Origin of the sequence: Streptomyces sp. NPDC058646, assembly GCF_042716875.1 — a bacterium.
In the GTDB taxonomy this organism is placed as follows: Bacteria; Actinomycetota; Actinomycetes; order Streptomycetales; family Streptomycetaceae; genus Streptomyces.
Window position 1 is genome coordinate 63411 of sequence record NZ_JBHXRK010000016.1, and the last position, 21724, is coordinate 85134.

The 21724-nt window shown below is 70.9% G+C and carries 26 protein-coding genes and 1 tRNA gene; 19 read left to right on the forward strand and 8 right to left on the reverse strand.

Annotated elements, in window-relative coordinates; all coding sequences use genetic code 11:
- The first annotated feature begins 17 nt into the window (after positions 1-17).
- Positions 18-776, forward strand: coding sequence for a phosphoglyceromutase (locus ACFWUZ_RS20430; RefSeq protein WP_384374464.1), 759 nt, complete (start codon positions 18-20; stop codon positions 774-776).
- 157 nt (positions 777-933) lie between these two features.
- On the opposite strand, the gene ACFWUZ_RS20435 is transcribed toward ACFWUZ_RS20430, so the two are convergent.
- Together ACFWUZ_RS20435 and phoU are read right to left on the reverse strand one after the other, a co-directional pair.
- The gene (locus ACFWUZ_RS20435; RefSeq protein WP_384374467.1) at positions 934-1086 is read right to left on the reverse strand and encodes a hypothetical protein; all 153 of its coding nucleotides are present in this window, start codon (positions 1084-1086) and stop codon (positions 934-936) included.
- 107 nt (positions 1087-1193) lie between these two features.
- The gene (phoU, locus tag ACFWUZ_RS20440) at positions 1194-1871 is read right to left on the reverse strand and encodes a phosphate signaling complex protein PhoU (protein ID WP_384374470.1); all 678 of its coding nucleotides are present in this window, start codon (positions 1869-1871) and stop codon (positions 1194-1196) included.
- Positions 1872-2085: 214 nt separating this feature from the next.
- On the opposite strand from phoU, the gene ACFWUZ_RS20445 reads away from it, so the two are divergent.
- Positions 2086-3330, forward strand: coding sequence for a sensor histidine kinase (locus ACFWUZ_RS20445; protein WP_384374473.1), 1245 nt, complete (start codon positions 2086-2088; stop codon positions 3328-3330).
- On the forward strand, positions 3327-4007 hold the full coding sequence (locus ACFWUZ_RS20450) for a response regulator transcription factor (RefSeq protein ID WP_030387286.1): 681 nt from the start codon (positions 3327-3329) through the stop codon (positions 4005-4007). The genes ACFWUZ_RS20445 and ACFWUZ_RS20450 overlap by 4 nt, the downstream gene beginning before the upstream one ends.
- 136 nt (positions 4008-4143) lie before the next feature.
- Here the strand turns inward: ACFWUZ_RS20450 and ACFWUZ_RS20455 are convergent, their stop codons facing one another.
- Positions 4144-4809, reverse strand: coding sequence for a DUF461 domain-containing protein (locus tag ACFWUZ_RS20455; RefSeq protein ID WP_384374477.1), 666 nt, complete (start codon positions 4807-4809; stop codon positions 4144-4146).
- A gap of 599 nt (positions 4810-5408) precedes the next feature.
- Between ACFWUZ_RS20455 and ACFWUZ_RS20460 the strand changes: the two genes are divergently transcribed.
- The 6 genes from ACFWUZ_RS20460 (at position 5409) to ACFWUZ_RS20485 (ending at position 11770) form a co-directional block, all read left to right on the forward strand.
- Positions 5409-5891, forward strand: a complete 483-nt coding sequence (locus tag ACFWUZ_RS20460; protein WP_003953493.1) for a CarD family transcriptional regulator — start codon at positions 5409-5411, stop codon at positions 5889-5891.
- A gap of 356 nt (positions 5892-6247) precedes the next feature.
- Positions 6248-7012: a 2-C-methyl-D-erythritol 4-phosphate cytidylyltransferase gene (gene ispD / locus ACFWUZ_RS20465; RefSeq protein WP_384374480.1), complete on the forward strand. Its 765-nt coding sequence runs from the start codon at positions 6248-6250 to the stop codon at positions 7010-7012.
- Positions 7002-7538, forward strand: a complete 537-nt coding sequence (gene ispF / locus ACFWUZ_RS20470; RefSeq protein ID WP_384374483.1) for a 2-C-methyl-D-erythritol 2,4-cyclodiphosphate synthase — start codon at positions 7002-7004, stop codon at positions 7536-7538. Before ispD ends, ispF begins: the two co-directional genes overlap by 11 nt.
- A 95-nt stretch (positions 7539-7633) precedes the next feature.
- The gene (cysS, locus tag ACFWUZ_RS20475) at positions 7634-9034 is read left to right on the forward strand and encodes a cysteine--tRNA ligase (RefSeq protein ID WP_384374486.1); all 1401 of its coding nucleotides are present in this window, start codon (positions 7634-7636) and stop codon (positions 9032-9034) included.
- Between the two features lie 94 nt (positions 9035-9128).
- Positions 9129-10100, forward strand: coding sequence for a 23S rRNA (guanosine(2251)-2'-O)-methyltransferase RlmB (rlmB, locus tag ACFWUZ_RS20480; RefSeq protein WP_384374489.1), 972 nt, complete (start codon positions 9129-9131; stop codon positions 10098-10100).
- Positions 10101-10237: 137 nt separating this feature from the next.
- Positions 10238-11770: a DoxX family protein gene (locus ACFWUZ_RS20485; RefSeq protein ID WP_384374492.1), complete on the forward strand. Its 1533-nt coding sequence runs from the start codon at positions 10238-10240 to the stop codon at positions 11768-11770.
- 231 nt (positions 11771-12001) lie between these two features.
- Here the strand turns inward: ACFWUZ_RS20485 and ACFWUZ_RS20490 are convergent, their stop codons facing one another.
- The 3 genes from ACFWUZ_RS20490 to ACFWUZ_RS20500 form a co-directional block, all read right to left on the reverse strand.
- Entirely contained in the window at positions 12002-12769 is a 768-nt protein-coding gene (locus tag ACFWUZ_RS20490) for an NDP-sugar synthase (RefSeq protein WP_384374495.1), read from the reverse strand.
- 28 nt (positions 12770-12797) lie between these two features.
- Positions 12798-13211, reverse strand: coding sequence for a hypothetical protein (locus tag ACFWUZ_RS20495; protein ID WP_384374498.1), 414 nt, complete (start codon positions 13209-13211; stop codon positions 12798-12800).
- A gap of 262 nt (positions 13212-13473) precedes the next feature.
- On the reverse strand, positions 13474-14562 hold the full coding sequence (locus ACFWUZ_RS20500; protein ID WP_384374501.1) for an ABC transporter ATP-binding protein: 1089 nt from the start codon (positions 14560-14562) through the stop codon (positions 13474-13476).
- Positions 14563-14802: 240 nt separating this feature from the next.
- Here ACFWUZ_RS20500 and ACFWUZ_RS20505 point away from each other — a divergent pair.
- Positions 14803-14877 (forward strand) — tRNA-Thr (locus ACFWUZ_RS20505).
- Positions 14878-14970: 93 nt separating this feature from the next.
- Here ACFWUZ_RS20505 and ACFWUZ_RS20510 read toward each other — a convergent pair.
- Positions 14971-16173, reverse strand: coding sequence for a tyrosine-type recombinase/integrase (locus ACFWUZ_RS20510; protein WP_384374504.1), 1203 nt, complete (start codon positions 16171-16173; stop codon positions 14971-14973).
- On the reverse strand, positions 16154-16765 hold the full coding sequence (locus tag ACFWUZ_RS20515) for a helix-turn-helix domain-containing protein (protein ID WP_384374507.1): 612 nt from the start codon (positions 16763-16765) through the stop codon (positions 16154-16156). Before ACFWUZ_RS20515 ends, ACFWUZ_RS20510 begins: the two co-directional genes overlap by 20 nt.
- A gap of 118 nt (positions 16766-16883) precedes the next feature.
- On the opposite strand from ACFWUZ_RS20515, the gene ACFWUZ_RS20520 reads away from it, so the two are divergent.
- The 9 genes from ACFWUZ_RS20520 (at position 16884) to ACFWUZ_RS20560 (ending at position 21722) form a co-directional block, all read left to right on the forward strand.
- Complete coding sequence (locus ACFWUZ_RS20520) at positions 16884-17087, forward strand: helix-turn-helix transcriptional regulator (RefSeq protein ID WP_384374510.1); 204 nt, start codon at positions 16884-16886, stop codon at positions 17085-17087.
- A gap of 62 nt (positions 17088-17149) precedes the next feature.
- On the forward strand, positions 17150-17449 hold the full coding sequence (locus tag ACFWUZ_RS20525) for a hypothetical protein (RefSeq protein ID WP_384374513.1): 300 nt from the start codon (positions 17150-17152) through the stop codon (positions 17447-17449).
- On the forward strand, positions 17446-17814 hold the full coding sequence (locus ACFWUZ_RS20530; RefSeq protein ID WP_384374515.1) for a hypothetical protein: 369 nt from the start codon (positions 17446-17448) through the stop codon (positions 17812-17814). Before ACFWUZ_RS20525 ends, ACFWUZ_RS20530 begins: the two co-directional genes overlap by 4 nt.
- The gene (locus ACFWUZ_RS20535; protein ID WP_384374518.1) at positions 17811-18944 is read left to right on the forward strand and encodes an AAA family ATPase; all 1134 of its coding nucleotides are present in this window, start codon (positions 17811-17813) and stop codon (positions 18942-18944) included. Before ACFWUZ_RS20530 ends, ACFWUZ_RS20535 begins: the two co-directional genes overlap by 4 nt.
- Before the next feature lie 194 nt (positions 18945-19138).
- Positions 19139-19528: a hypothetical protein gene (locus ACFWUZ_RS20540; protein ID WP_384374521.1), complete on the forward strand. Its 390-nt coding sequence runs from the start codon at positions 19139-19141 to the stop codon at positions 19526-19528.
- Positions 19529-19709: 181 nt separating this feature from the next.
- Complete coding sequence (locus ACFWUZ_RS20545; RefSeq protein ID WP_384374524.1) at positions 19710-19979, forward strand: hypothetical protein; 270 nt, start codon at positions 19710-19712, stop codon at positions 19977-19979.
- A complete protein-coding gene (locus ACFWUZ_RS20550; RefSeq protein WP_384374527.1) occupies positions 19976-20974 on the forward strand; it encodes a hypothetical protein in 999 nt (332 codons plus the stop codon). Before ACFWUZ_RS20545 ends, ACFWUZ_RS20550 begins: the two co-directional genes overlap by 4 nt.
- Positions 20971-21198: a hypothetical protein gene (locus tag ACFWUZ_RS20555; RefSeq protein WP_384374530.1), complete on the forward strand. Its 228-nt coding sequence runs from the start codon at positions 20971-20973 to the stop codon at positions 21196-21198. The genes ACFWUZ_RS20550 and ACFWUZ_RS20555 overlap by 4 nt, the downstream gene beginning before the upstream one ends.
- The gene (locus ACFWUZ_RS20560) at positions 21195-21722 is read left to right on the forward strand and encodes a hypothetical protein (RefSeq protein ID WP_384374533.1); all 528 of its coding nucleotides are present in this window, start codon (positions 21195-21197) and stop codon (positions 21720-21722) included. The genes ACFWUZ_RS20555 and ACFWUZ_RS20560 overlap by 4 nt, the downstream gene beginning before the upstream one ends.
- Positions 21723-21724 lie beyond the last annotated feature (2 nt).

Sequence of the window (21724 nt, forward strand, 5' to 3'; positions counted from 1 at the left end):
CCATTAGGCTCGTACGCATGGCCGACGCACCGTACAAGCTGATCCTCCTCCGCCACGGCGAGAGCGAGTGGAACGCGAAGAACCTGTTCACCGGCTGGGTGGACGTCAATCTCAACGAGAAGGGCGAGAAGGAGGCGGTCCGCGGCGGTGAGCTGCTCAAGGACGCCGGCCTGCTCCCCGACGTCGTGCACACCTCGCTCCAGAAGCGCGCGATCCGCACCGCGCAGATGGCGCTGGAGGCAGCCGACCGCCACTGGATCCCGGTCCACCGCTCCTGGCGCCTGAACGAGCGCCACTACGGCGCCCTCCAGGGCAAGGACAAGGCCCAGACCCTCGCCGAGTTCGGCGAGGAGCAGTTCATGCTGTGGCGCCGCTCGTACGACACCCCGCCGCCGGCCCTCGAGGACGGTACGGAGTTCTCCCAGTCCGAGGACCCGCGCTACGCGACCATCCCGCCGGAGCTCCGCCCCCGGACGGAGTGCCTCAAGGACGTCGTCGTGCGCATGCTGCCGTACTGGTACGACGGCATCGTCCCGGACCTGCTGGCCGGCCGCACGGTCCTGGTCGCCGCCCACGGCAACTCGCTGCGCGCCCTGGTCAAGCACCTGGACGGCATCTCCGACGCCGCCATCGCGGGCCTGAACATCCCGACCGGCATCCCGCTGGCCTACGAACTGGACGCCGAGTTCAAGCCGCTGAAGCCGGGCGGCACCTACCTCGACCCGGACGCGGCCGCGGCCGCCATCGAGGCCGTGAAGAACCAGGGCAAGAAGTAGCCCCCAGCCCGTCGAGCCGGCCCCCCGCCCGCGGCTTCAGCCGTAGGTGGGGGGCTCGCGCGTGTCCGGGGGCCGGAGTTCACGCCGCTGCTCCGGCGGGAGGCGGGCGAAGGGCCCCGTCCGCGACGCGGACGGGGCCCCGGTGGCGCGGGCGGGCTCAGCCGCCGCACTGGCACGGGGCGCCGGACTGGCAGCCGCAGCCGCAGCCGGAGCCGCAGCCGCACGCCGCGAGCAGGGGGAGGCGCAGGGGTTCCGTACGGGACGGCTCCTGGTCCTGCTCCGGGGTGATCGGGACGGGGGAATCGGGCATGGATCCTCCTCGTGGGGCACGCACCTACGGCGTGGTTGCCTTCGCCCCATTCATGCCCAGCCTCCCCGGCGCGTCAACGGCGCATCGGGGCTCGGAAGCGGACGGGGTCAGACCCCGTCGACCTGCGTCGGCTGCTGGAGCTCGTCGGCGTGCTCGCCCGTCACCAGGTACACCACGCGCTTGGCGACCGACACCGCGTGGTCCGCGAAGCGCTCGTAGTAGCGGCCCAGCAGGGTCACGTCCACCGCGGTCTCGATGCCGTGCTTCCAGCGGTCGTCCATCAGGTGCTGGAACAGCGTGCGGTGCAGCTGGTCCATCTCGTCGTCGTCCTGCTCCAGCTGGAGCGCCAGGTCGACGTCCTTGGTGATGATGACCTCGGCGGCCTTCGCCATCAGCCGCTGCGCCAGCTGCCCCATCTCCAGCATGGTGGCGTGCAGGTCCCGCGGTACGGCCGTGTCCGGGAAGCGCAGCCGGGCGAGCTTCGCCACGTGCTGGGCCAGGTCGCCGCTGCGTTCGAGGTCGGCGCTCATCCGCAGGGAGGTCACGACGATGCGCAGGTCGGTGGCGACCGGCTGCTGCCGGGCCAGCAGCGCGATGGCGCGCGCCTCCAGGTCGTGCTGGAGGTCGTCGACCTTCTGGTCGGCGGCGATGACACTCTCGGCGAGCTTCAGGTCGGCGTCGAGCATGGACGTCGTGGCCCGCCCGATCGCGGAACCGACCAGCCGGGCCATCTCGACCAGACCCTCTCCGATCGAGTCCAGTTCCTCGTGGTACGCGTCACGCATGTCTGGTGTCCCTCTCTTGACCTACTGCACTGCTGCCCGGGGGCCGGCCGGGGTGGCTTCCAGCCCCACGGTGACACGGTGAACCGCAAACGCGTCCGACTCCGGCACCACAAGTGAATCAACCCCGTCTCCAGGGTGAACTCTGGGCGACGACTGTTCGAGGTGCCACCCGAACGGCTGTGGAAGTGTCGTTCTGCCTGCTTAACCTGGATGCATGGACGTGAACGCGGCGGTCGCCGCAGCTGCAGCGATCGCCGGTCTGTGCACCGGTGTGATCGCGATGCTGGCGTTCCGCTGGAGCGAGCGCGACCAGGCCCGCCCCACCCGGAGCTCCATGCGCCCCGACATCAATGCGGTGCTCCCGCCCGGCGTGGACACCGTCCTCTCCGTACTGCGTTCGTCCGCCGTCGTACTGGACGAGGGCGACGCGGTGGTCAAGGCCAGCTCGGCGGCGTACGCCCTCGGGCTGGTCCGCGGCGGCAAGCTGGCCGTCGAGCCCATGCTCCACATGGCCCGCGACACCCGCCGGGACGGGGAGATACGCCAGGTCGAGCTCGACCTGCCCCGGCGCGGCACCGGCCGCGGCGAGGCGCTCGCGGTCTCGGCGCGGGTGGCCCCGCTCGGGTCCCGCCTCGTGCTCCTCCTGGTCGAGGACCTCACCGAGGCCCGCCGCATCGAGGCCGTACGCCGCGACTTCGTGGCGAACGTGTCCCACGAGCTGAAGACTCCCGTCGGAGCGATCTCCCTGCTCTCCGAGGCGGTCATGGACGCCGCGGACGACCCCGAGGCGGTCAGCCGCTTCGCGGGCCGGATGCAGATCGAGTCGACCCGGCTGATCAACCTCGTGCAGGAACTCATCGACCTCTCCCGGGTGCAGAACGACGACCCGCTGGAGGACGCCGAGCCCATGCGCGTGGACACGCTGGTGGCGGAGGCGATGGACCGCTGCCGCCACACGGCGACCTCCAAACAGATCACCATGGCCGCCGGCGGCACCGCCGACCTGCGCGTCTGGGGAAACCGGGGGCAGCTCGCGGCCGCCCTGGGAAACCTGGTGGAGAACGCCGTCAACTACAGTCCCGCCCGCACCCGCGTCGGCATCGCCGCGCGCCGGGTGACCGCGCCGGGTGGAGACTTGATCGAGATAGCCGTGACCGACCAGGGCATCGGCATCCCGGAAAAGGACCGCGAGCGCATCTTCGAGCGCTTCTACCGCGTGGACCCGGCCCGCTCCCGCGCCACGGGAGGCACGGGCCTCGGCCTCGCGATCGTGAAGCACGTGGCCGCCTCGCACGGCGGGGAGGTGGCGGTCTGGAGCTCGGAGGGTCAGGGTTCCACCTTCACCCTGCGGCTTCCCGAAGCGGCCGCGCCGTCCCCGGCGGCGGCCACCGAATCCACCCGGCCCCTGCTTGAACCAGAAACAGCACCAGCCATTCCTGCCCCGGAGGTCCTTCCGTGACCCGAGTGCTCGTCGTCGAGGATGAGGAATCCTTCAGCGACGCCCTGTCCTACATGCTCCGCAAGGAGGGCTTCGAGGTCGCGATCGCCGCGACCGGGCCCGACGGGCTCGACGAGTTCGAGCGCAACGGCGCCGACCTCGTCCTCCTCGACCTGATGCTCCCCGGTCTGCCGGGCACGGAGGTCTGCCGGCAGCTGCGCGGCCGCTCCAACGTCCCCGTGATCATGGTCACCGCCAAGGACAGCGAGATCGACAAGGTCGTGGGGCTGGAGATAGGAGCCGACGACTACGTCACGAAGCCCTTCTCCTCGCGCGAGCTGGTCGCCCGCATCCGCGCGGTCCTGCGCCGCCGCGGCGAGCCGGAGGAGGTCACCCCGGCGGCCCTGGAGGCGGGCCCGGTACGGATGGACGTCGACCGGCACGTGGTCACCGTCGCGGGCGGCAAGGTGGACCTCCCGCTGAAGGAGTTCGACCTGCTGGAGATGCTGCTGCGCAACGCGGGCCGCGTGCTGACCCGCATGCAGCTGATCGACCGGGTCTGGGGCGCCGACTACGTCGGTGACACCAAGACCCTCGACGTCCACGTCAAGCGCCTGCGCGCCAAGATCGAGCCGGACCCGGGCGCGCCGCGCTACCTGGTCACGGTCCGTGGCCTCGGCTACAAGTTCGAGCCGTAGGCCGGCGCCGTCCGGGCGTGCCGCACCGGCGGCGCGCCCCGTACACCTCGGCCGCCGCCCCCGGGCAGCGGGAAGGGCCCCCGGCCGCAGCTGCGGCCGGGGGCCCTTCCCGTACGTCGGTGTGGTGCGGCGTGCCTCAGTGGCCCGCGGCGTGCGAGGCGGAGCCGGACGGCTTGGCGCCCGCGTTGCCCGAGGGGGAGCCGGACGGGCTGCCCGAGGCGCCGCCGGCCGGGGAACCCGAGGGCGAGCCGGACGGGGTGGCCGAGGGGCTGCCGGAGGGGGCGCCGGGGGCCGCGGTCGGGCCGAAGCCCGCGTACATGCCCTTGGCCGGGACCACGAAGGCGTCCAGCTCGACGGCGCCGGTGCGGCTCAGCTGGAAGACGACCGTCTGGACGTTGCCGTCGACGAGGGCCTCGGCGCCGTCGACCTGGGCGGAGGCGTTGCCCTGGCCGCCCAGCACGACGGAGCCGCCGGCCGGCACGGTCACCTTGCCGGAGCCCTCGGCTGCCTTCAGGACGACCTTGGCCTTGCCACCCGCGAGGGTGACGGAGTCAAGGGTCTGCGGCTCGGTGCCGCCGTTGAAGACGGTCGCGGAGACGGCCGCGGGGCCCTTCGTGCCCTTCTCGCCCTGGGTGATGACCAGTGCGTTCTGGACCTTGATGTCGCCCTTGGTGGCAGCGGCGTTGTCGGGCTTGATCTGCAGGGTCTCCGCGTGGTTGCCCGCACCGCAGGCAGCCAGCGAGGCGATCGAGAACACGACGGCGGTGGCGGCGAGGGCGCCGCGTCGAAGGCTGCGGCTCACGGCGGCGGCATCTCCTTGGACGTTCGGAACGGGACGGTGGGCGCTCGGAGCGGCGAAGGTGAGCCGCCCTAAGGGTGTGTCAGCGCGCTTAGGTTACCGAGCCGCCGCCCCGGCCCCGCACCCGACCCTCCGCAGCGCACGGGCCGCCCTCGCCCCGTCGCGCGCTCTTGCATTCCGCGGGTCGCCGGTCCGCGGTTCCCCTCGCCGATCATGGCGCGCCCGCATATCGTGCGCGGGCCCGTCCGGTGATCAATTCCCGGATTCCCTCGAACCTCCCTCCGTGATCAATTCAGGATTGGGCCGGAACCCCTCCGTACGGACGCCCGCCAGTCGAACGGAGTAGTTCGGTTTCCCGGCCTCGAACCCGGCAAAACGGGACGTACGTCACGCTGACGGGTGTGCCGGACAGGTGTAGCGTGGCCCTTTCGCCCGGTCCGCACAGCGCCCCCGACCTGCGAATACCCCCTCCCAGGAGCCTTCCGCAGCACGTTCCTGTCGCAGTTGTCAAGCCCCGAGATATGCCCTGACCTGCGAAAACGCCATTCATAACAGTCAGTTCTCGTGTTACCCTGGATAGCCACGGAAGGGGTACCTGTCACATGACGTTCAAGGTTGGCGACACCGTGGTCTATCCCCATCACGGGGCCGCGCTGATCGAGGCCATTGAGACTCGTCAGATCAAAGGCGTGGACAAGACCTACTTGGTGCTCAAGGTCGCCCAGGGCGACCTCACGGTTCGTGTGCCTGCGGACAATGCAGAGTTCGTCGGTGTTCGCGACGTAGTCGGCCAGGACGGGCTGGACCGGGTCTTCGAGGTGCTTCGCGCACCGTACGCAGAAGAGCCGACGAACTGGTCCCGGCGCTACAAGGCAAATCTGGAGAAGCTCGCTTCTGGCGATGTCATCAAGGTCGCCGAAGTGGTGCGTGACCTGTGGCGTCGTGAGCGCGAGCGCGGACTGTCCGCGGGTGAGAAGCGCATGCTCGCGAAGGCTCGCCAGATCCTGGTGAGCGAACTCGCGCTCGCCGAGAACACGAACGAGGACAAGGCCGAGGCCCTCCTCGACGAGGTGCTCGCGTCCTGACGCGAGGCCCCGTACACCGTTCCCGTTGACGGATCATCCACGTTGTCCACGACGCGGATGATCACGCGGGTTCATCAGAACAGTGTTTACACAGTTGTGCCGCGGTGCCCGCTGACGAGTCCCTCCTCCACGAGGGGCGTGTTGCCGGGCGCTGCGGCATGTCTGCACCCATACCTCTTGAACCACTGCCTGGCGTGCCGGGCCCGGGCAGCCTGCTCGACCGGTCGTCACGGAAGGGGCGAGGGCGTCGCTCCCGGCACATCCCCCAGCCTTCGGCCGGGGCACCCCCAGGGCCATACCCATGTCGGCCGAAGCCACAAACCTGGCTGCGCGACCCGGAGCTATCGGAGCCATCGATGTATGACGAATCGCGCCCCGGGGGCGCCCCGCACCCCCACCGCACCGCCGCGGTCATCCCGGCCGCCGGCCGCGGAGTGCGCCTCGGCCCAGGCGCCCCCAAGGCCCTGAGGTCCCTCGGCGGCATCCCCATGCTCGTCCACGCCGTCCGCGCGATGGCCCGCTCGCGCGCGGTCTCCCTCGTGGTCGTCGTGGCGCCGCCCGCCGAGGCCGCCGAGGTGCGCCTCCTCCTCGACCAGCACGCGCTGCCCGACCGCACCGAGATCCTGGTCGTCCCCGGTGGCGAGACCCGCCAGGCGTCCGTGCGGGCCGGCCTGGACGCCCTCCCCGCGGACGTCACCTCCGTACTCGTCCACGACGCGGCCCGCCCGCTGGTCCCCGTGGACACCGTGGACGCAGTCGTCGAGGCGGTCCGCGAGGGCGCCCCCGCCGTGGTGCCCGGGATGCCGCTGGCCGACACCGTCAAGGAGGTCGAGCCCGGCAGGTCCGGCGAGCCCGAGCCGGTCGTGGCCACCCCGGAGCGGGCCCGGCTGCGCGCCGTGCAGACCCCGCAGGGCTTCGACCTCGCCACCCTGGTGCGCGCGCACCGGGAGGTCCGTCCCGGCGGCGAGGGCGCCACCGACGACGCGGGGATGGTGGAACGGCTCGGCATCACCGTCACGGTGGTCCCCGGCCACGAAGAGGCCTTCAAGGTCACCCGTCCGCTCGACCTGGTCCTCGCCGAGGCCGTACTCGCCCGCAGGAGGGCCACCGATGCCTACTAGCCCCGTCCCCGTCCCCGTCCCCGTCCCCGTCCCCGTGCCCGCGCCCCTGATCCCGCTCGTCGGCATCGGCACCGACGTGCACGCCTTCGAGACCGGCCGCGAGCTGTGGTGCGCCGGCCTGCTGTGGGAGGGCGAGGACGGTCTCGCCGGCCACTCCGACGGCGACGTCGCCGCGCACGCCGCCTGCGACGCGCTCTTCTCCGCCGCCGGCGTCGGGGACCTCGGCGCGCACTTCGGCACCTCCCGGCCCGAGTGGTCCGGCGCGGCCGGGGTCACCCTCCTGGCGGAGGCGGCCCGCATCGTCCGCGCCGAGGGCTTCGAGATCGGCAACATCGCGATCCAGGTGATCGGCGTACGGCCGAAGATCGGCAAGCGGCGCGAAGAGGCGCAGAAGGCGCTCGCGGCCGCCGCGGGCGCCCCCGTGTCCGTGTCCGGAACCACCACCGACGGTCTGGGCCTCACCGGCCGCGCCGAGGGGCTCGCCGCCATCGCCACCGCGCTGGTGTACCGCACGAGCACGACCTGAGTCCGGCCCGGAGCGCGCACCGCTTCGGCAACAAACCCGCCCCGCGTCCCGAAAGGGTCGCGGGGCACTGCTACAGGCGCACTACCCTTGATGCCGTGACTATTCGCCTGTACGACACCAGCGCCCGGCAGATCCGCGACTTCACCCCGCTCACGGCGGGCTGTGTCTCGATCTACCTCTGTGGCGCCACGGTGCAGGCCGCCCCGCACATCGGCCACATCCGGTCGGGCCTCAACTTCGACATGATGCGCCGCTGGTTCGAGTACCGGGGCTACGACGTCACCTTCATCCGCAACGTCACGGACATCGACGACAAGATCATCACGAAGTCCGCGGAGCAGCGCCGCCCCTGGTGGTCCATCGGCTACGAGAACGAGCGCGCCTTCAACGACGGTTACGCCGCTCTCGGCTGCCTCCCGCCCACCTACGAGCCCCGCGCCACCGGCCATGTCACCGAGATGGTCGAGATGATGCGCGGCCTCATCGAGCGCGGTCACGCCTACGAGTCCGAGGGCAGCGTCTACTTCGACGTGAAGTCGTACCCCGACTACCTCGCGCTCTCCCGCCAGGAACTCGACAACATCCGCCAGCCGGAGTCCACCGGCGAGACGGGCAAGCGCGACCCCCGCGACTTCGCCATGTGGAAGTCCGTCAAGCCCGGCGAGCCCTCCTGGGAGACCCCGTGGGGCCGCGGCCGCCCGGGCTGGCACCTGGAGTGCTCCGCGATGGCGCACAAGTACCTCGGCGAGGCCTTCGACATCCACGGCGGCGGGCTGGACCTGATCTTCCCGCACCACGAGAACGAGATCGCGCAGGCCAAGGCCTTCGGCGACGAGTTCGCGAAGTACTGGGTGCACAACGCCTGGGTCACCATGTCCGGCGAGAAGATGTCCAAGTCCCTCGGCAACTCGGTGCTCGTCTCCGAGATGGTCAAGCAGTGGCGTCCGATCGTCCTGCGCTACTACCTCGGCACCCCGCACTACCGGTCGATGATCGAGTACAGCGAGGAGGCCCTGCGCGAGGCCGAGTCCGCCTTCGCGCGGATCGAGGGTTTCTACCAGCGCGTCATCGAGAAGGCCGGCGGCACCGTCGAGCCCGCCGCCGAGGTCCCGCCCGCCTTCGCCGAGGCGATGGACGACGACCTGGGCGTCCCGCAGGCGCTGGCCATCGTCCACACCACGGTCCGCCAGGGCAACAGCGCCCTCGCCGCCGACGACAAGGACGCGGCCATCGCGCGGCTGTCCGAGGTCCGGGCCATGCTCGGCGTCCTCGGCCTGGACCCGCTCGACCCGCACTGGGCGGGCGAGGCCGATCGGGGCGAGGACCTCCACGGCGCGGTCGACACGCTCGTACGGCTCGTCCTCGAACAGCGCGAGTCCGCCCGGGCCCGCAAGGACTGGGCCACCGCCGACGCCATCCGCGACCAGCTCCAGCAGTCCGGCCTGGTCATCGAGGACAGCCCGACGGGCCCGCGCTGGACGCTCGGCCCCCGCTGAGTCCGGCCGGCTGAACTTGGTGTGCTGCCCGGCGCTCCGGGCGGCACACTCTTCATACGTACACACCGCAGCATCAACGAAACAGGTAGAAGTCATGGCCGGGAACAGCCAGCGCAGGAACCGCCGCACGTCCAACAAGAAGGGCGCGACGGTCGGCAGCGGTGGCCAGCGGCGCAGGGGTCTGGAAGGCAAGGGCCCCACGCCCAAGGCCGAGGACCGCAAGAAGCACAAGGCGAACCGCATCAGCAACGCCATGGCCCGCCAGGCCGCCAAGCGGCGCCCGGCCCCCCGCCGCGGCGGCGCCAAGGGCACCAGCGAGATGGTCGTCGGCCGCAACCCGGTCTTCGAGGCGCTGCGTGACGGCGTACCCGCCACGACCCTGTACGTCCAGCAGTTCATCGACAACGACGAGCGCGTCCGCGAGGCCCTCCAGCTCGCGTCCGAGCGCGGCAACATCAACCTGATGGAAGCGCCGCGCCCCGAGCTCGACCGCATGACCAACGGGCTCAACCACCAGGGCCTGGTCCTCCAGGTGCCGCCGTACGAGTACGCGCACCCGGAGGACCTCACCGCCGCCGCGTACGACAACGGCGAGGACCCCCTGATCGTCGCCCTCGACGGGGTCACCGACCCGCGCAACCTCGGCGCGATCGTCCGCTCCGTCTCCGCCTTCGGCGGCCACGGCGTGGTCATCCCCGAGCGCCGTGCCGCGGGCATGACCGCCGGTGCCTGGAAGAGCTCGGCCGGCACCGCCGCCCGCACCCCGGTCTCCCGCGTCACCAACCTGACGCGCGCCCTGCAGGACTACAAGAAGGCCGGCATCACCGTCGTCGGCCTCGCGGCCGAGGGCGAGCACACGGTCGGTGACCTGGAGGCGCTCGGCGGCCCGGTCGTCATCGTCGTGGGTTCCGAGGGCAAGGGCCTGGGCCGGCTCGTCGGCGAGAACTGCGACTACCTCGTCCGCATCCCGATGCCGGGTGGGGCCGAGTCGCTCAACGCCGGTGTCGCCGCGGGCGTCGTGCTGTACGAGGCGGCCCGCAGCCGCGCCAACCGTCCGCGCGTCTAGCTCTGCCGAACGGCCTACGGTCCGTGACCCGTGAGCGTGCCGTCCCGCCCTTCCCGGGCGGGGCGACTTGATCTTGACGGGTCTCGGACAGATCCCTGATGTCAAGGCAGTGTCCTAAACACTGATCACTCGGTTAGATGAGTGTGGACACCAGAACGTCAGGGTTCGACGACCAGCCCGCGCTGAGCATGGTCAAGGTGCCGTGCGATCCCGCACAGGTCATCGTCAACCACGCCAGCTTCCGCGTGCGGCTCGCACCGAGCCCGAGCGCGCGTTCCAAGCCCGCGCACGCCCCCGGCAGAGCGCCCGTGCTCGGGGGTGCCGTCGTCGCCGCGGCAGGGGCCACCCGCCGCCGGGCCCCCGTCGTCTGGAGCGGCAAGTCGGACGCCGGTGACGCGGCGGCCATGGGCGGACTGCTCCAGGCCGTGCGGGAGGCCGGGAGGGGCAACGACGAGTACGACGGCGGCGCCACCCAGGTCATTCCGCGCATCGACCTGGCCCACGACCTCGCCGAAGAAACCCTCGCCACCCCGACCGTCATCGGCCAGCGCACCTACGGCAACCCGGACGAGACGCGTCCGCTGGCAGCCGTACGGGACCTGCCCCACGGCGGCGGGTACCCGGACGGGCCGCCCGACCCCGGGGCGGACGCCCGCCGGGGCGGTTCCGACGCGCGCGGACAGGCCTCGTACTACCCCGGCCGCCGGATGAACCTCGGCGTCGTGCTGCTCCCGCTGCGCGTCTTCCTCGGCTTCATCTCCATCTACGCCGGCATGGGCAAGCTGTGCGACCCCGTCTACTTCGACGGCGGCGAACGCGGCTCCATGGTCACCTGGCTGCACACCCTGCACCCCTGGGCCCTCGCCGAGCCGCTGCGGGACTTCGCGCTCGCGCACCCGGTCGGTGCGGGGCTGAGCGTGGCCTTCCTCCAGGTCATCGTGGGCGTGCTGACGGTGTTCGGCCTGTGGCAGCGGTTCGCCGCCTGCTTCGGGGCGCTGCTGTCCGCCGCGCTGCTGATGACGGTGAGCTGGAAGACCGTTCCCGCCTACGACGCGCCCGACATCATCTACCTCGCCGCCTGGTCCCCGCTGATCATCGCGGGCGCGCCGGTCTACTCCCTCGACGGGCGGCTCGCGGGCGAGGCCTGGCGCACCCTCGGGCCGCGTTCCGAGATCTGGCGGCTGCGCCGGCGCGTGCTGCGGCGCGGGGCCGTCATGGCCACCGTCGTGTGCGGCCTGACCCTGCTCATCGGCTCGCTCCTCGGCGGAGCCGTCCGCTCCACCACCGTGGTCACCGTTCCCGGGCCGGGGCAGCCCCCGACCAACTACCTGCCGGGTACGCCGCTGCCGCAGACCCCGGCGCGGCAGCCGCAGCAGCCTTCGCAGCAGCAGCAGCCTTCGAAGTCGGCGCAGCCCTCGGCCACCCCGACCGAGCCCGCCGCGAAGTCCGGCCGCGGGGCGTCGAGCACGCCCACCCGGGGGGCCGCCGGGACCGGCTCCGAGTCGCCCACCGCGACCCGGGGCACCACCGGCAAGCAGACCCCGCGCAGCACCCCGCGGCAGTCCGCCCCGCAGAAGCCGCCGTCCTCCTCCTCGGGGAGCAGCGGCGGAACGGGCGGCAGCAGCACCCCGACGAAGCAGCCCGGCCTGGTCGGAGGCCTCCTCGGCTGAACCGCCCGCCCCCGTCGCCCCGTCGAGCCTGTGCTCGGCGGGGCGACGTGCGTGCGGCGCCCCGGCCCGGCGGCGGGTCTTCGCGAAGGGCCGTGCTTCCCTTGCGATGGCATTCCGTCCGAGGGAGCAGCCGCTCGCGCGCAAGGGAGCCCCGACGGGGCGCCGTTCTCGCACCTGGGGGCCCCGGCCGGGGCGGGTGCGTGAGGCGGGCCGGGGCGGGTGCGGGACGGCTCAGGGGGCCGTGTGGGCCGCCAACTCCCGGGCGGCTTCGGTGAGGTCCTTGGCTGTGTCGATGGCGCGCCAGTAGGCCCCCTGGGCCAGCGGGAAGCCCGCCAGGCGGCGTTCGCGGGCCAGGCGCGGGAAGGTGGTGCGTTCGTGGTCCCCCACGTCGGGGAGCAGCGAGGCGAATCCGGACCCGAAGACGTACACGCCGGCGTTGATCAGATAAGGCGACGGCGGGGATTCGATGAAGTCCAGCACCTGCCCGAACTCGTTGGTCTCCACCACCCCCCAGGGGATCCGGGGCCGGGCGAGGGCGAGGGTCGCCGTCGCTCCGCGCTCGGTGTGGAAGGCGGCCATCTCCCGGAGGGAGAAACGGGTCCAGATGTCGCCGTTCGTCGCGTACCAGGCCTCCTCGGGCTGCGGGAGGTGCCGGGCGGCGTACTTGAGGCCGCCACCCCGCCCCAGGGGCTCCTCCTCGACGACGGTCGTCGCCCGCAGCGGCAGCTGCGCCTGTGCGAGCCACTCCTGGAGGACCTCGGCGAGGTGCCCGCAGGACACCACCGCGTCCGTGACCCCCTCGGCGGCCAGCCAGGCCAGTTGGTGCCCGATGATCGGCATCCCGGTTCCCGGGATCTCGACCATCGGCTTCGGGCGGTCGTCCGTGTACGGCCGCAGCCGCGAACCCTGGCCGCCCGCCAGGACGACTGCCTGGGTGGGGGCTGCGGGGAACGCGGCTGCGGAATCGGCGGATCGGGGTGCGGGGGACGCGTCGGTCATGCCGGCCAGCGTAGGGAGGCGGAGAGCGTCAGCCCATGGAGGCGACGCCGGAGGCGTACGAGGTGTCGCACACGGGCCGGGCGACGGACTGGGCCTTCGTCGGGCCGTACACCTCCACGGCGGCCCGCCCGAGCGCCCGGGCGATACCCACGCAGTGTTCGGCGAGCGAAGGGCGCCGGTTCACTTCCTGCTGGAGGTGGGTGAGGACGTCACCCGGCTCCTGGCCCGCGCGCAGCTCGTCGACGAGCTTGTCGCGCAGCACGTCCTGCGCGGCGCGCGGCTTCGCGGGGACGGAGACGTCCTCGGCGGAGGCGGTCAGGATCTGGGAAGAGGACGTGTCCGCCCAGGGGACCATGGTGACCGCGAGGGTCCCGGACAGGACCAGGACGACGGGCAGGACCAGGGCGAGGGAACGGCCGATACGGCGGGCAGTGTGGGTCACGAGGGCGAGAGTAGCGCTCGGTGAAGATTTGGCGACATTCAGTCACCCGGTCGGGGGATGGTTCGACGTGGTTTTTCGAATAGGGGGTTGACGGGCAGGGCCGAATGCCCCTTCTGTCGGGGTTCCTTCCCCTGCTGCGGGCGGCTGCCGAAGTACCCCGGCGGCGGTGCGGAGGCGGTGCGCGGGGCTCCGCGCGGAGCCAACGCACGGGAAAGGGGCGCCCCTTGGCGGGACGCCCCTTCGAACCCTTGCGGCTGCTGCGCTAGTTGGAGAGCCGCGCGCCGGAGGAGGTCGAGAACACGTGGATCTCGTCGGCCCGCGGCACCACGTGCAGCGTCGAGCCCTTCTCCGGCACCTGGCGGCCGCCGACGCGGACCACGATGTCCTGGCCGCCCTCGGAGGCCGCGGTGGAGCCGTACACGTAGCCGTCGGCGCCGAGCTCCTCGACGACGTTCACGGTGATGGTCAGGCCGCCCGTGTCGCCGACGTCGAAGTGCTCGGGGCGGACCCCGACCGTGACGGTGCGGTCGCCCGCGTCGGCCGCGGCGGTCAGCGCCTCGCGCGACACCGGGACGACGCTGTCGCCGAACTTCACGCCGCCGTCGGTGATCGGGACCTCGACCAGGTTCATGGCCGGGGAGCCGATGAAGCCGGCGACGAACAGGTTCGCCGGGCGGTCGTACATGTTGCGCGGGGTGTCGACCTGCTGGAGCAGCCCGTCCTTCAGGACCGCCACCCGGTCGCCCATGGTCATGGCCTCGACCTGGTCGTGGGTGACGTACACGGTGGTGATGCCGAGGTCGCGCTGGAGCGCCGCGATCTGCGTACGGGTGGAGACGCGGAGCTTGGCGTCGAGGTTCGACAGCGGCTCGTCCATGAGGAACACCTGCGGCTTGCGCACGATGGCCCGGCCCATGGCGACGCGCTGGCGCTGACCGCCGGAGAGCGCCTTCGGCTTGCGGTCGAGGTACTGGGTCAGGTCCAGCATCTTCGCCGCGTCCTCCACCTTGCGGCGGATGGTGGCCTTGTCCTCGCCGGCGATCTTGAGCGCGAAGCCCATGTTGTCGGCGACGGACATGTGCGGGTAGAGCGCGTAGTTCTGGAACACCATCGCGATGTCCCGGTCCTTGGGCGGCAGGTGCGTGACGTCGCGGTCACCGATGCGGATGGCGCCGCCGTTCACGTCCTCCAGGCCGGCGAGCATGCGCAGCGAGGTGGACTTGCCGCAGCCGGAGGGGCCGACGAGGACGAGGAACTCGCCGTCCTCGATCTGCAGCTCCAGCGCGTCGACGGCGGGCTTGTCGCCGCCGGGGTACAGCCGGGTCGCCTTGTCGAAGGTGACAGAAGCCATGGTGATGAATCCCTTCTACCGGCAGGAACGTGCCGGACGATCCGAGTGGAAGGAAGAATGGGTCTAGTCCAGCCTGCGGACTCCGGCCGACGCTACCCGCCGGCGCCGGTCCTGTCAGCACCCGGACCGGGGTGACTTCGGACTCGGTTCGATCCGCCGGACCGCGTGCCCGGCCTCCCGGTGGCGCCCGGAACGTGATGGCCCCGGTAATCGGCTGCTGTGTAGAGTGAGTGCGGCCCCGCCTCCTTAGCTCAGTCCGGCCAGAGCAACGCACTTGTAATGCGTAGGTCGTCGGTTCGAATCCGACAGGGGGCTCTGAAGAGAAACGGCTGGTCAGCGGCCATAAGCGATGGGCCCCCGGGAAGATCATCCCAGGGGCCCATACGCATTCTGTACACACTGCTTTGATCACCCAGACGCGGTGAGCGGCGCATCCCGTAGCGCGAGTGCGACCTTCCGGCCTACGTCCAGCGCGTCAGCGACCTCGTCCAGCCGGTCGGGGAACAGGTGCCCGTACACGTTCAGCGTCATAGCGGCGTCCTTGTGGCCGAGCATCAGCTGCACGACCTTCACGTCGGCGCCGGCCGCGATGGCGAGCGAGGCGGCTGTGTGCCGCAGCTTGTGAGGCGTGATCCCCATCCCGTCCAGGCCCGCCGCCTTCACCGCGGGGTCGAAGACCCGGCTGCGGAAGTTGTTGTACCGCAGGGGCCCGCCCTCAGGCGCGGCGAACAGCAGGTCTCCCGGCCCCTTGCTCTGCGCCAGGGTGCCCAGCTCGTCGGCGAAGGACCGGGGGAGGGGCACCGAGCGCTTCTCGTGGTTCTTCACCGGCCCCAGGGCCAGCTCGCCACGGACGTCCGTGTAGTTCTGCACGATGCGGATCCGCCGCTTCGGGACCAGCAGGCGGCCCGTCTTGATGGCCGACGCCTCGGCCCATCGGATCCCGCAGTACCCCAGGGTGAGGATCATCAGCCGGTACTCGCCGGCCGCGGAAGCCAAGGCCTCGAGCTGGTCGTAGGTCAGGTAGACGTGTTCGTCCTCGTCGTCCGGCCGCGGCAGGTCGTGGTCGTGGCACGGGCTGGTCGAGATCCGCTTCGAGAACACGGCGTGCTTCATCGTCATCGAGAGCACCCGGTACGTCTTGATCACCCGCTGAGCGCCGAGGACCCGGCCCGATTTTCCCGGCTTCTCGCACAGCTCCGTGATCCAGGCAGACACGTCTTCCCACTGGATCGCCGCGACCTGCCAGTCACCCCACTTGGGGATGACGTAGTTGTCGAGGATCTCCCGGTAGTCGTGCCGGGTGGTGCGGCCGATCTTCCGCTTTGACGAGAACCACTCCTCGGCGACGACCTTCACTGCGGCCTTGCCGGACTTCGGATCCCGGTACGAACCCTTGTCCAGCTTGGCCGTCAGGGCGTGTACCTCGGCCTCGGCCTGCGGCAGCTTCTGGAACGTCAGAGCCTTCGGCTTGTTGTCCGGCCCGTACCAGCGGACCCGCCACCGGCCGGGCGGCTGCCGCTTGCTCCCCGCACGCTTCGCTGCTTGCCACTTCTCCATGGCCAGCTGGTAGTCCGCGTGGGCCTCGCGGTCCTCAATCCAGACTCGGGCCATCGTCGCCCCCTTCCACGAGGGCCTCGAAGGATTCGGCGTCGAGGCGCTGCAGCTCGTGCAGGTCGAGTCCTGCTGCGCTCAGCAGGCGGTAGCCCTCCCGAATGCGGGCCAACTGCTCCTGCCCGCGCGCGCCGCGGGGGCGGAGGACGACGCCCTGCGCCTCGCGCCGGTACGTAGGCCGGGCGTACAGGCGGTACTCGAAGTTCGCCGTGCCGATGTCTGAGCCCTCTGCCCAGCGCAGCGGACGCTTGCCATCCGCCCAGTCCCACGCGACGTCTGCGCCGACGGAGCCGCCGCCTGTCACCTCGACCGAGCGAGAGGGCGAGTCGTCCAGTGGCAGCAGCAATGACGAGGGTGAAACTCCGAGGACTGCCGCGAGTGCGGTCAGGTCTCCGACGTCAACGCGCCGCTCGCCGCGTTCCACTTTGGCGATCGCCGACGGTGCGATGGGCCGGCCTGCCTCCTTCAGGAGTCGAGACAGGTCGTAGGTCGACCAGCCGCGCACCTCCCGGACACGCCGGACATTGGCCGCCACCTGGCGGCCGGTCGGGTCGGTGATCTGGGTGGGGACACGCGGCGGCTGAGTCGTCATGGCTGCGATTTTACGACTCAGTGGAATCTTCATCCGTCCCGGAGTGTCTGCTACTGTCCATGTCATGGGTCCACTATGGACTCAGCCGAGTCGCAATGCAACTCAAGTGAGGTGTTAAGTGAGCGACGAATTCCTCAGCCCCGGGCAGGTCCACGCTGAGTACGGATTCAGCAAGCAGACCCTGGCCAACTGGCGCTGGTCGGACCGAGGGCCGAGCTACATCAAGACGAGCCCCGGCAGGGGTGGCCGGATCAGGTACCGGCGGAGCGCTGTCGAAGCCTGGCTCGACGAGCGCACCGTCAAGGGGGGCCAAGCGGCATGACCGTAAACGCAGAGAAGGGCCTGCTGATGACAGGCCCTTCTCAGGAAGTCTCCGCTGCCGGGATGACTACGGCCAGCTTGCCACAGCGGACCACGGTCGCGCAGCAGCTGCGGCAGCGCCGCGAAGCCTCATACCGCTGCCCGCCGATGGACTGCGGGCACCGCGACCCGCTCGACTGCGCCGCCACGGCGGACGGGCCCAGCACCTACGGGCTCACCGACGACGAGCTGCGGGCCCACGCCAACCAGCTGATCCGGCAGGGGTGGAGCCTCGACGAGGTGCTTACCCGCCTCGCCGTACAGCCCCGCACCGCCCAGCGTCAGCCCTGGCTGACGCAGCACCGGATGGAGGTGGCGGCGTGACCGACGTCGACTTCGCCGGCCTTTGGGCCGAAGCCCGCAGTCTCTACTTCGCCCAGGGCTTCCCGCCCTACGCGTCGCCCGCCTGGCAGGCACTCCACCCCGACGACCCCCAGCGCCTGGCCGCCGCCCTCGATGCCGCCGAGAAGTGGCGGAAGTTCGGCGACGAGGCGGCCCTGTTCGACTGGTTCCGCAACGTCAGCGGCTACCGCTTCAGTGCGGAAGGCCGGAGCGTTTCGGAACTTGCCGAAGCGCGCAAGGCCAGGCCCCCGCGCGAACTCCGGCCCACGGCCGGCTGGCCCCCCATCCGCATCCCTGGCGGCAACGGCCGCTACCTCACCTACAGCGAAGGGAGGGCCGCTGCGTGACCACGTTCCACGTGCCCGACTTCCCGCCCGACGACGACATGTGGGCGGGAGACCAGGGCGCGCCGGCTGGCCTGAGGGCCATCGGGTCCACGTCAGAGGAGTACATGGAAGCCCGCCTCAAAGCCCTCGAGGCCGAGCTGCTGGACTCCGACGCGCTCGACACCATCGAACCCCTCGACCCGATCATCGCTGACCTGCTGTTCCGGGACACCCTCACCCGGGTGTACGGGGCATCGGGCACGTTCAAGTCGTTCATGACCCTCGACTTTGCAGGCTGCGTCGGCACCGGCACCCCGTGGCACGGCCAGCAGGTCCACCAGGGCCCCGTCATCTACTTGGTGGCCGAGGGCATGAAGGGCATCCGCAAGCGGGTCCGGGCCTGGGAGCAGCACTACGGGCGCCGCATGACCGGGGTGAAGTTCCTGCCCCGGCCCGTGCAGGCCATGGACCCCGAGTGGATGGTGCTCGTCGAACTGTGCCGACGCCTGCGGCCTGCGCTCATCGTCATCGACACGCAGGCCCGCGTCACCGTCGGCATCGAGGAGAACTCCAACACGGAGATGGGCCGCGTCGTCGACCGCATGGAGCAGCTGCGCGGGGCCTCGCAGGCCTGCGTGCTACTCGTCCACCACGCTGGCCATGACAGCGACCGGGGCCGTGGAGCCACCGCGGTCAAGGGCGCCCTGCAGACCGAGCTGGGGGTGGAGCGCAAAGGCAAGGGTCTCTGCGACACCACCATCACCCTCAAGACCGGCAAGCAGAAGGACGACGAGGAGCTAGGCGACGTCGTCTTCGGCCTCCACCAGGTCGCGTTGAACGGCGAGTTCAAGGAAGACGGCGCGCCCGTCACGTCCATCGTGCTCGTCCCTCTCGACCCCGTCAGCGTTCCGCAGGCCCGCACCGGACACGACGGCCGCGTGGCCGAGATCGCCGCCGCCCTCGACGCCAAGGGCATCCCCGTCAGCTTCGGCCGAGACCGGCTCAGGCACGCCTGCAGCAGCCTCGGAATCACCGCCCGGAACGACGTCCTCAACGAGGTGATCAAGCTCCGGAAGGAGCGCGGAGAAGGGACGGAAAACCTGTCCCCGAACCTGTCCCCGCCGATGCCAGGGACGGGACAGGAGGAATAGGACATCTCACCTGTCCCCAGCTCGGGGACAGGTGACCGGAAACCCACAGGTCAGACCTGTCCCGGACAGGTCGGGGACAGGTCGGGGACAGGGCAAGTCGGCACACCTGTCCCCTCCCCCCTCCTCCTTTAGGGAGGGGACAGGTGGGACAGCCCCAGCCCCAGACGCCCACTCACCCCCTCTTGGAAGCCCTCATGAACGTGAACGACATCGTGCAGGAGCAGATAGACGAAGCCCGGCGAAAGACGGCAGCAAGGAAGCGCGCACGGGAGGAACTCGCCGAAGCCCGGCAGCGCGGCCTGCAGGCCCGGCACACGGCCAAGCTCCAGCGGACACCCTTCCCCTCGCTGTACGAGTACGCCCTCGCCCAGGGATGCGCCACCTGCAAGGCCAAGCCGGGCATCCTCTGCGTCGCCCCCAGGAAAGCCGCGGCGGCCGTACCCACCGACCCGATCACACGCCTGCACAGCGCCCGCCAGAAGGCCGGCATGCGGCACAAGGAGCTGGATGTTGGCCGCGCCCCGTGGCCGGACCAGCGGCAGCCCGGCAGGCGCTACGACACGCTCCGGCCGGTGCAGGGGTGAGCCGCCGCCGGGCACCGCTCGTGTGTGGTGCCTGCGGGACCCCGGTCCGCCGGGGCAAGTACCGGCTCTGTGCGGGCGGCTGCGGGGCCCGGCTCCACACCGACCGGCGCAGCCCCTGCATCGACGCCCACGCGCCCGTCTGCCCCAGCCACACCCCCCACCCGCTCGCCGAGGAGGCGTCGTGACCCTCACCCATGACGTACTCGCCTACCTCACCCTCGCCCTGCAGACCACAGACCCCGACCAGGAAACCCCCGAAGAGATCCAGCTCCTGGTGGGCGAGTCCGTACTGCAGCTCCTCGAGCGCGAACCCGTCGATGCCGTAGGGACCCTCACCGGCATCGCGTTCGGGCTCCTCAACGACCTGTCCCATCTCACCGGCCGCCCCCGAGAGGAGCTGTGGCAGGAAGTAGCCCTCGCCTACGCCGACACAGAAGAGAGCAGCACATGACCGAACACAAGACCAGCCGCGGTGCAGACATCAAGGCCGGCGCCACCGGCACCGCCGACAGCGGCCACATCGAAGCGGTATTCGCGACGCTCGGCGTCCGCGACCACGACGGCGACATCGTCCTCCCGGGCGCCATCTCCGAAGGACCAGTCATCATCTCCGACTGGAACCACACCAGCTGGGAGTCCGCCAGGCCCATCGGACGCGGCAACATCAAGATCGTGGGCGACCAAGCCCGCCTCGAAGGCCAGCTGTTCATGGACTCAGAAGCGGGCCGCGAAGCACACGCCGTCCTTAAGGGCCTCGCCGACCTCGCCGAATTCTCCTGGTCACTGGACGACATCCAGGCCCACAAGGGCAACGACAGCCAGGGCCGGCCGACCCGGTACATCGACAAGGTCCGCGTCCGGGAAGTGTCTCCTGTCCTCCAAGGCGCCTCCATCAATACCCGGCTGCTCAGCCTCAAGTCCTCCCACGGGGAAATCGACGCGGCCACCAGCGCCTGGCTCGACCAGATCAAGGTCAAGAACATCGCCGAGATGCTGCAGCGCGACCTCGCCCAGCAGGCCCAGCAGTGTGAAGCGCACGCCGTCCTCAAGGGTGCCCGCCAGCGTGTCGCCATCGCCTACTCCAGGGTCCTCCCGAACAGCATCCCTCCGGCCGTAAAAGCGGCAGCCAAAGCCGCCGTGACCGCCTACGCCCCACGGCTCGGCATGGACCCCGTCACCATCGACGTCCGCTGGTTCAGCGAGGAGCCGCCCGACGACGGCAGCGGCGCATTCGGTCCGGAACACGCCGACTTCACCAGCCTGCGGCCCCTGTCCGGGCTCTGCACGCCCAGCCTCGACCCGTGGCTGATCTGGCTCAACGCCAACCTCGGCGAGGCCGACGCCTGGGCCATCGCCGCCCACGAACTCCGTCACCTGGCTGACGGTGACGAGACCCAAGCCCGCGCCTACGAAACGCAGGCCCGTACCGAATGGAGCAACCGATGAACACCCCCGCAGAGAACAAGGGAGCCACCATGCCCGACCGTAACGAAGCCATGCGTCAGCAACTGTTCGAGGCCCTCGAAGTCGACGGCTACGCCGACCTGTCGCCGGCCGCGTTCGAGATGGTCACCCGCCGCATCCTCAACATGGACGACGAGCCGTTCACGCAGCTCATGGGAGCCATCCAGACGGCAAAGGTCCGCTACGCCCGCCGGGTGGCCCAGTGAGCACCGCGGGCCAGTGCCGCACGTGCGGCCGGCCCCTCAACCCCGACGGCTGCCGAGACGAGCGCCTCGGCTGGTACTGCATCATCTGGGGCCTGCGCCTCGACACCAGCCGCATCCGCCCGCCCCGGCTGATCCACCCCACACCCGACCCCGTCTCGGTAGCCGAGCAGGCCATCATCGACGAGTACGCGCCCCGCCTCGCAGCCGCGGAAGCCGCACTCGGCCAGGCACAGCAGGAATGGACAGCCGCACAGCACAGCGTCCAGCAGGCCGCCCTGGCCGCAGCACGGCTCGGCGTGGGCACCCGGCTGAGCGTCGCCGTCCTCGACCCTCACAACCTGCTGAAGACCCGCAAGAACTCCCCCGAATCAGACCGGCACGCACTCATCCACGCCGAGAACCAGGCAGCGGACCGGTTCAAGGAAGCGGAACGCGCCCTCGATGCAGCACGCAACCGTCTGAACGACCTGCAGCGCAGGCAGGAACGCGAGCAGCGGGCAACGCGCACGCCCATGGCCGCCTGACT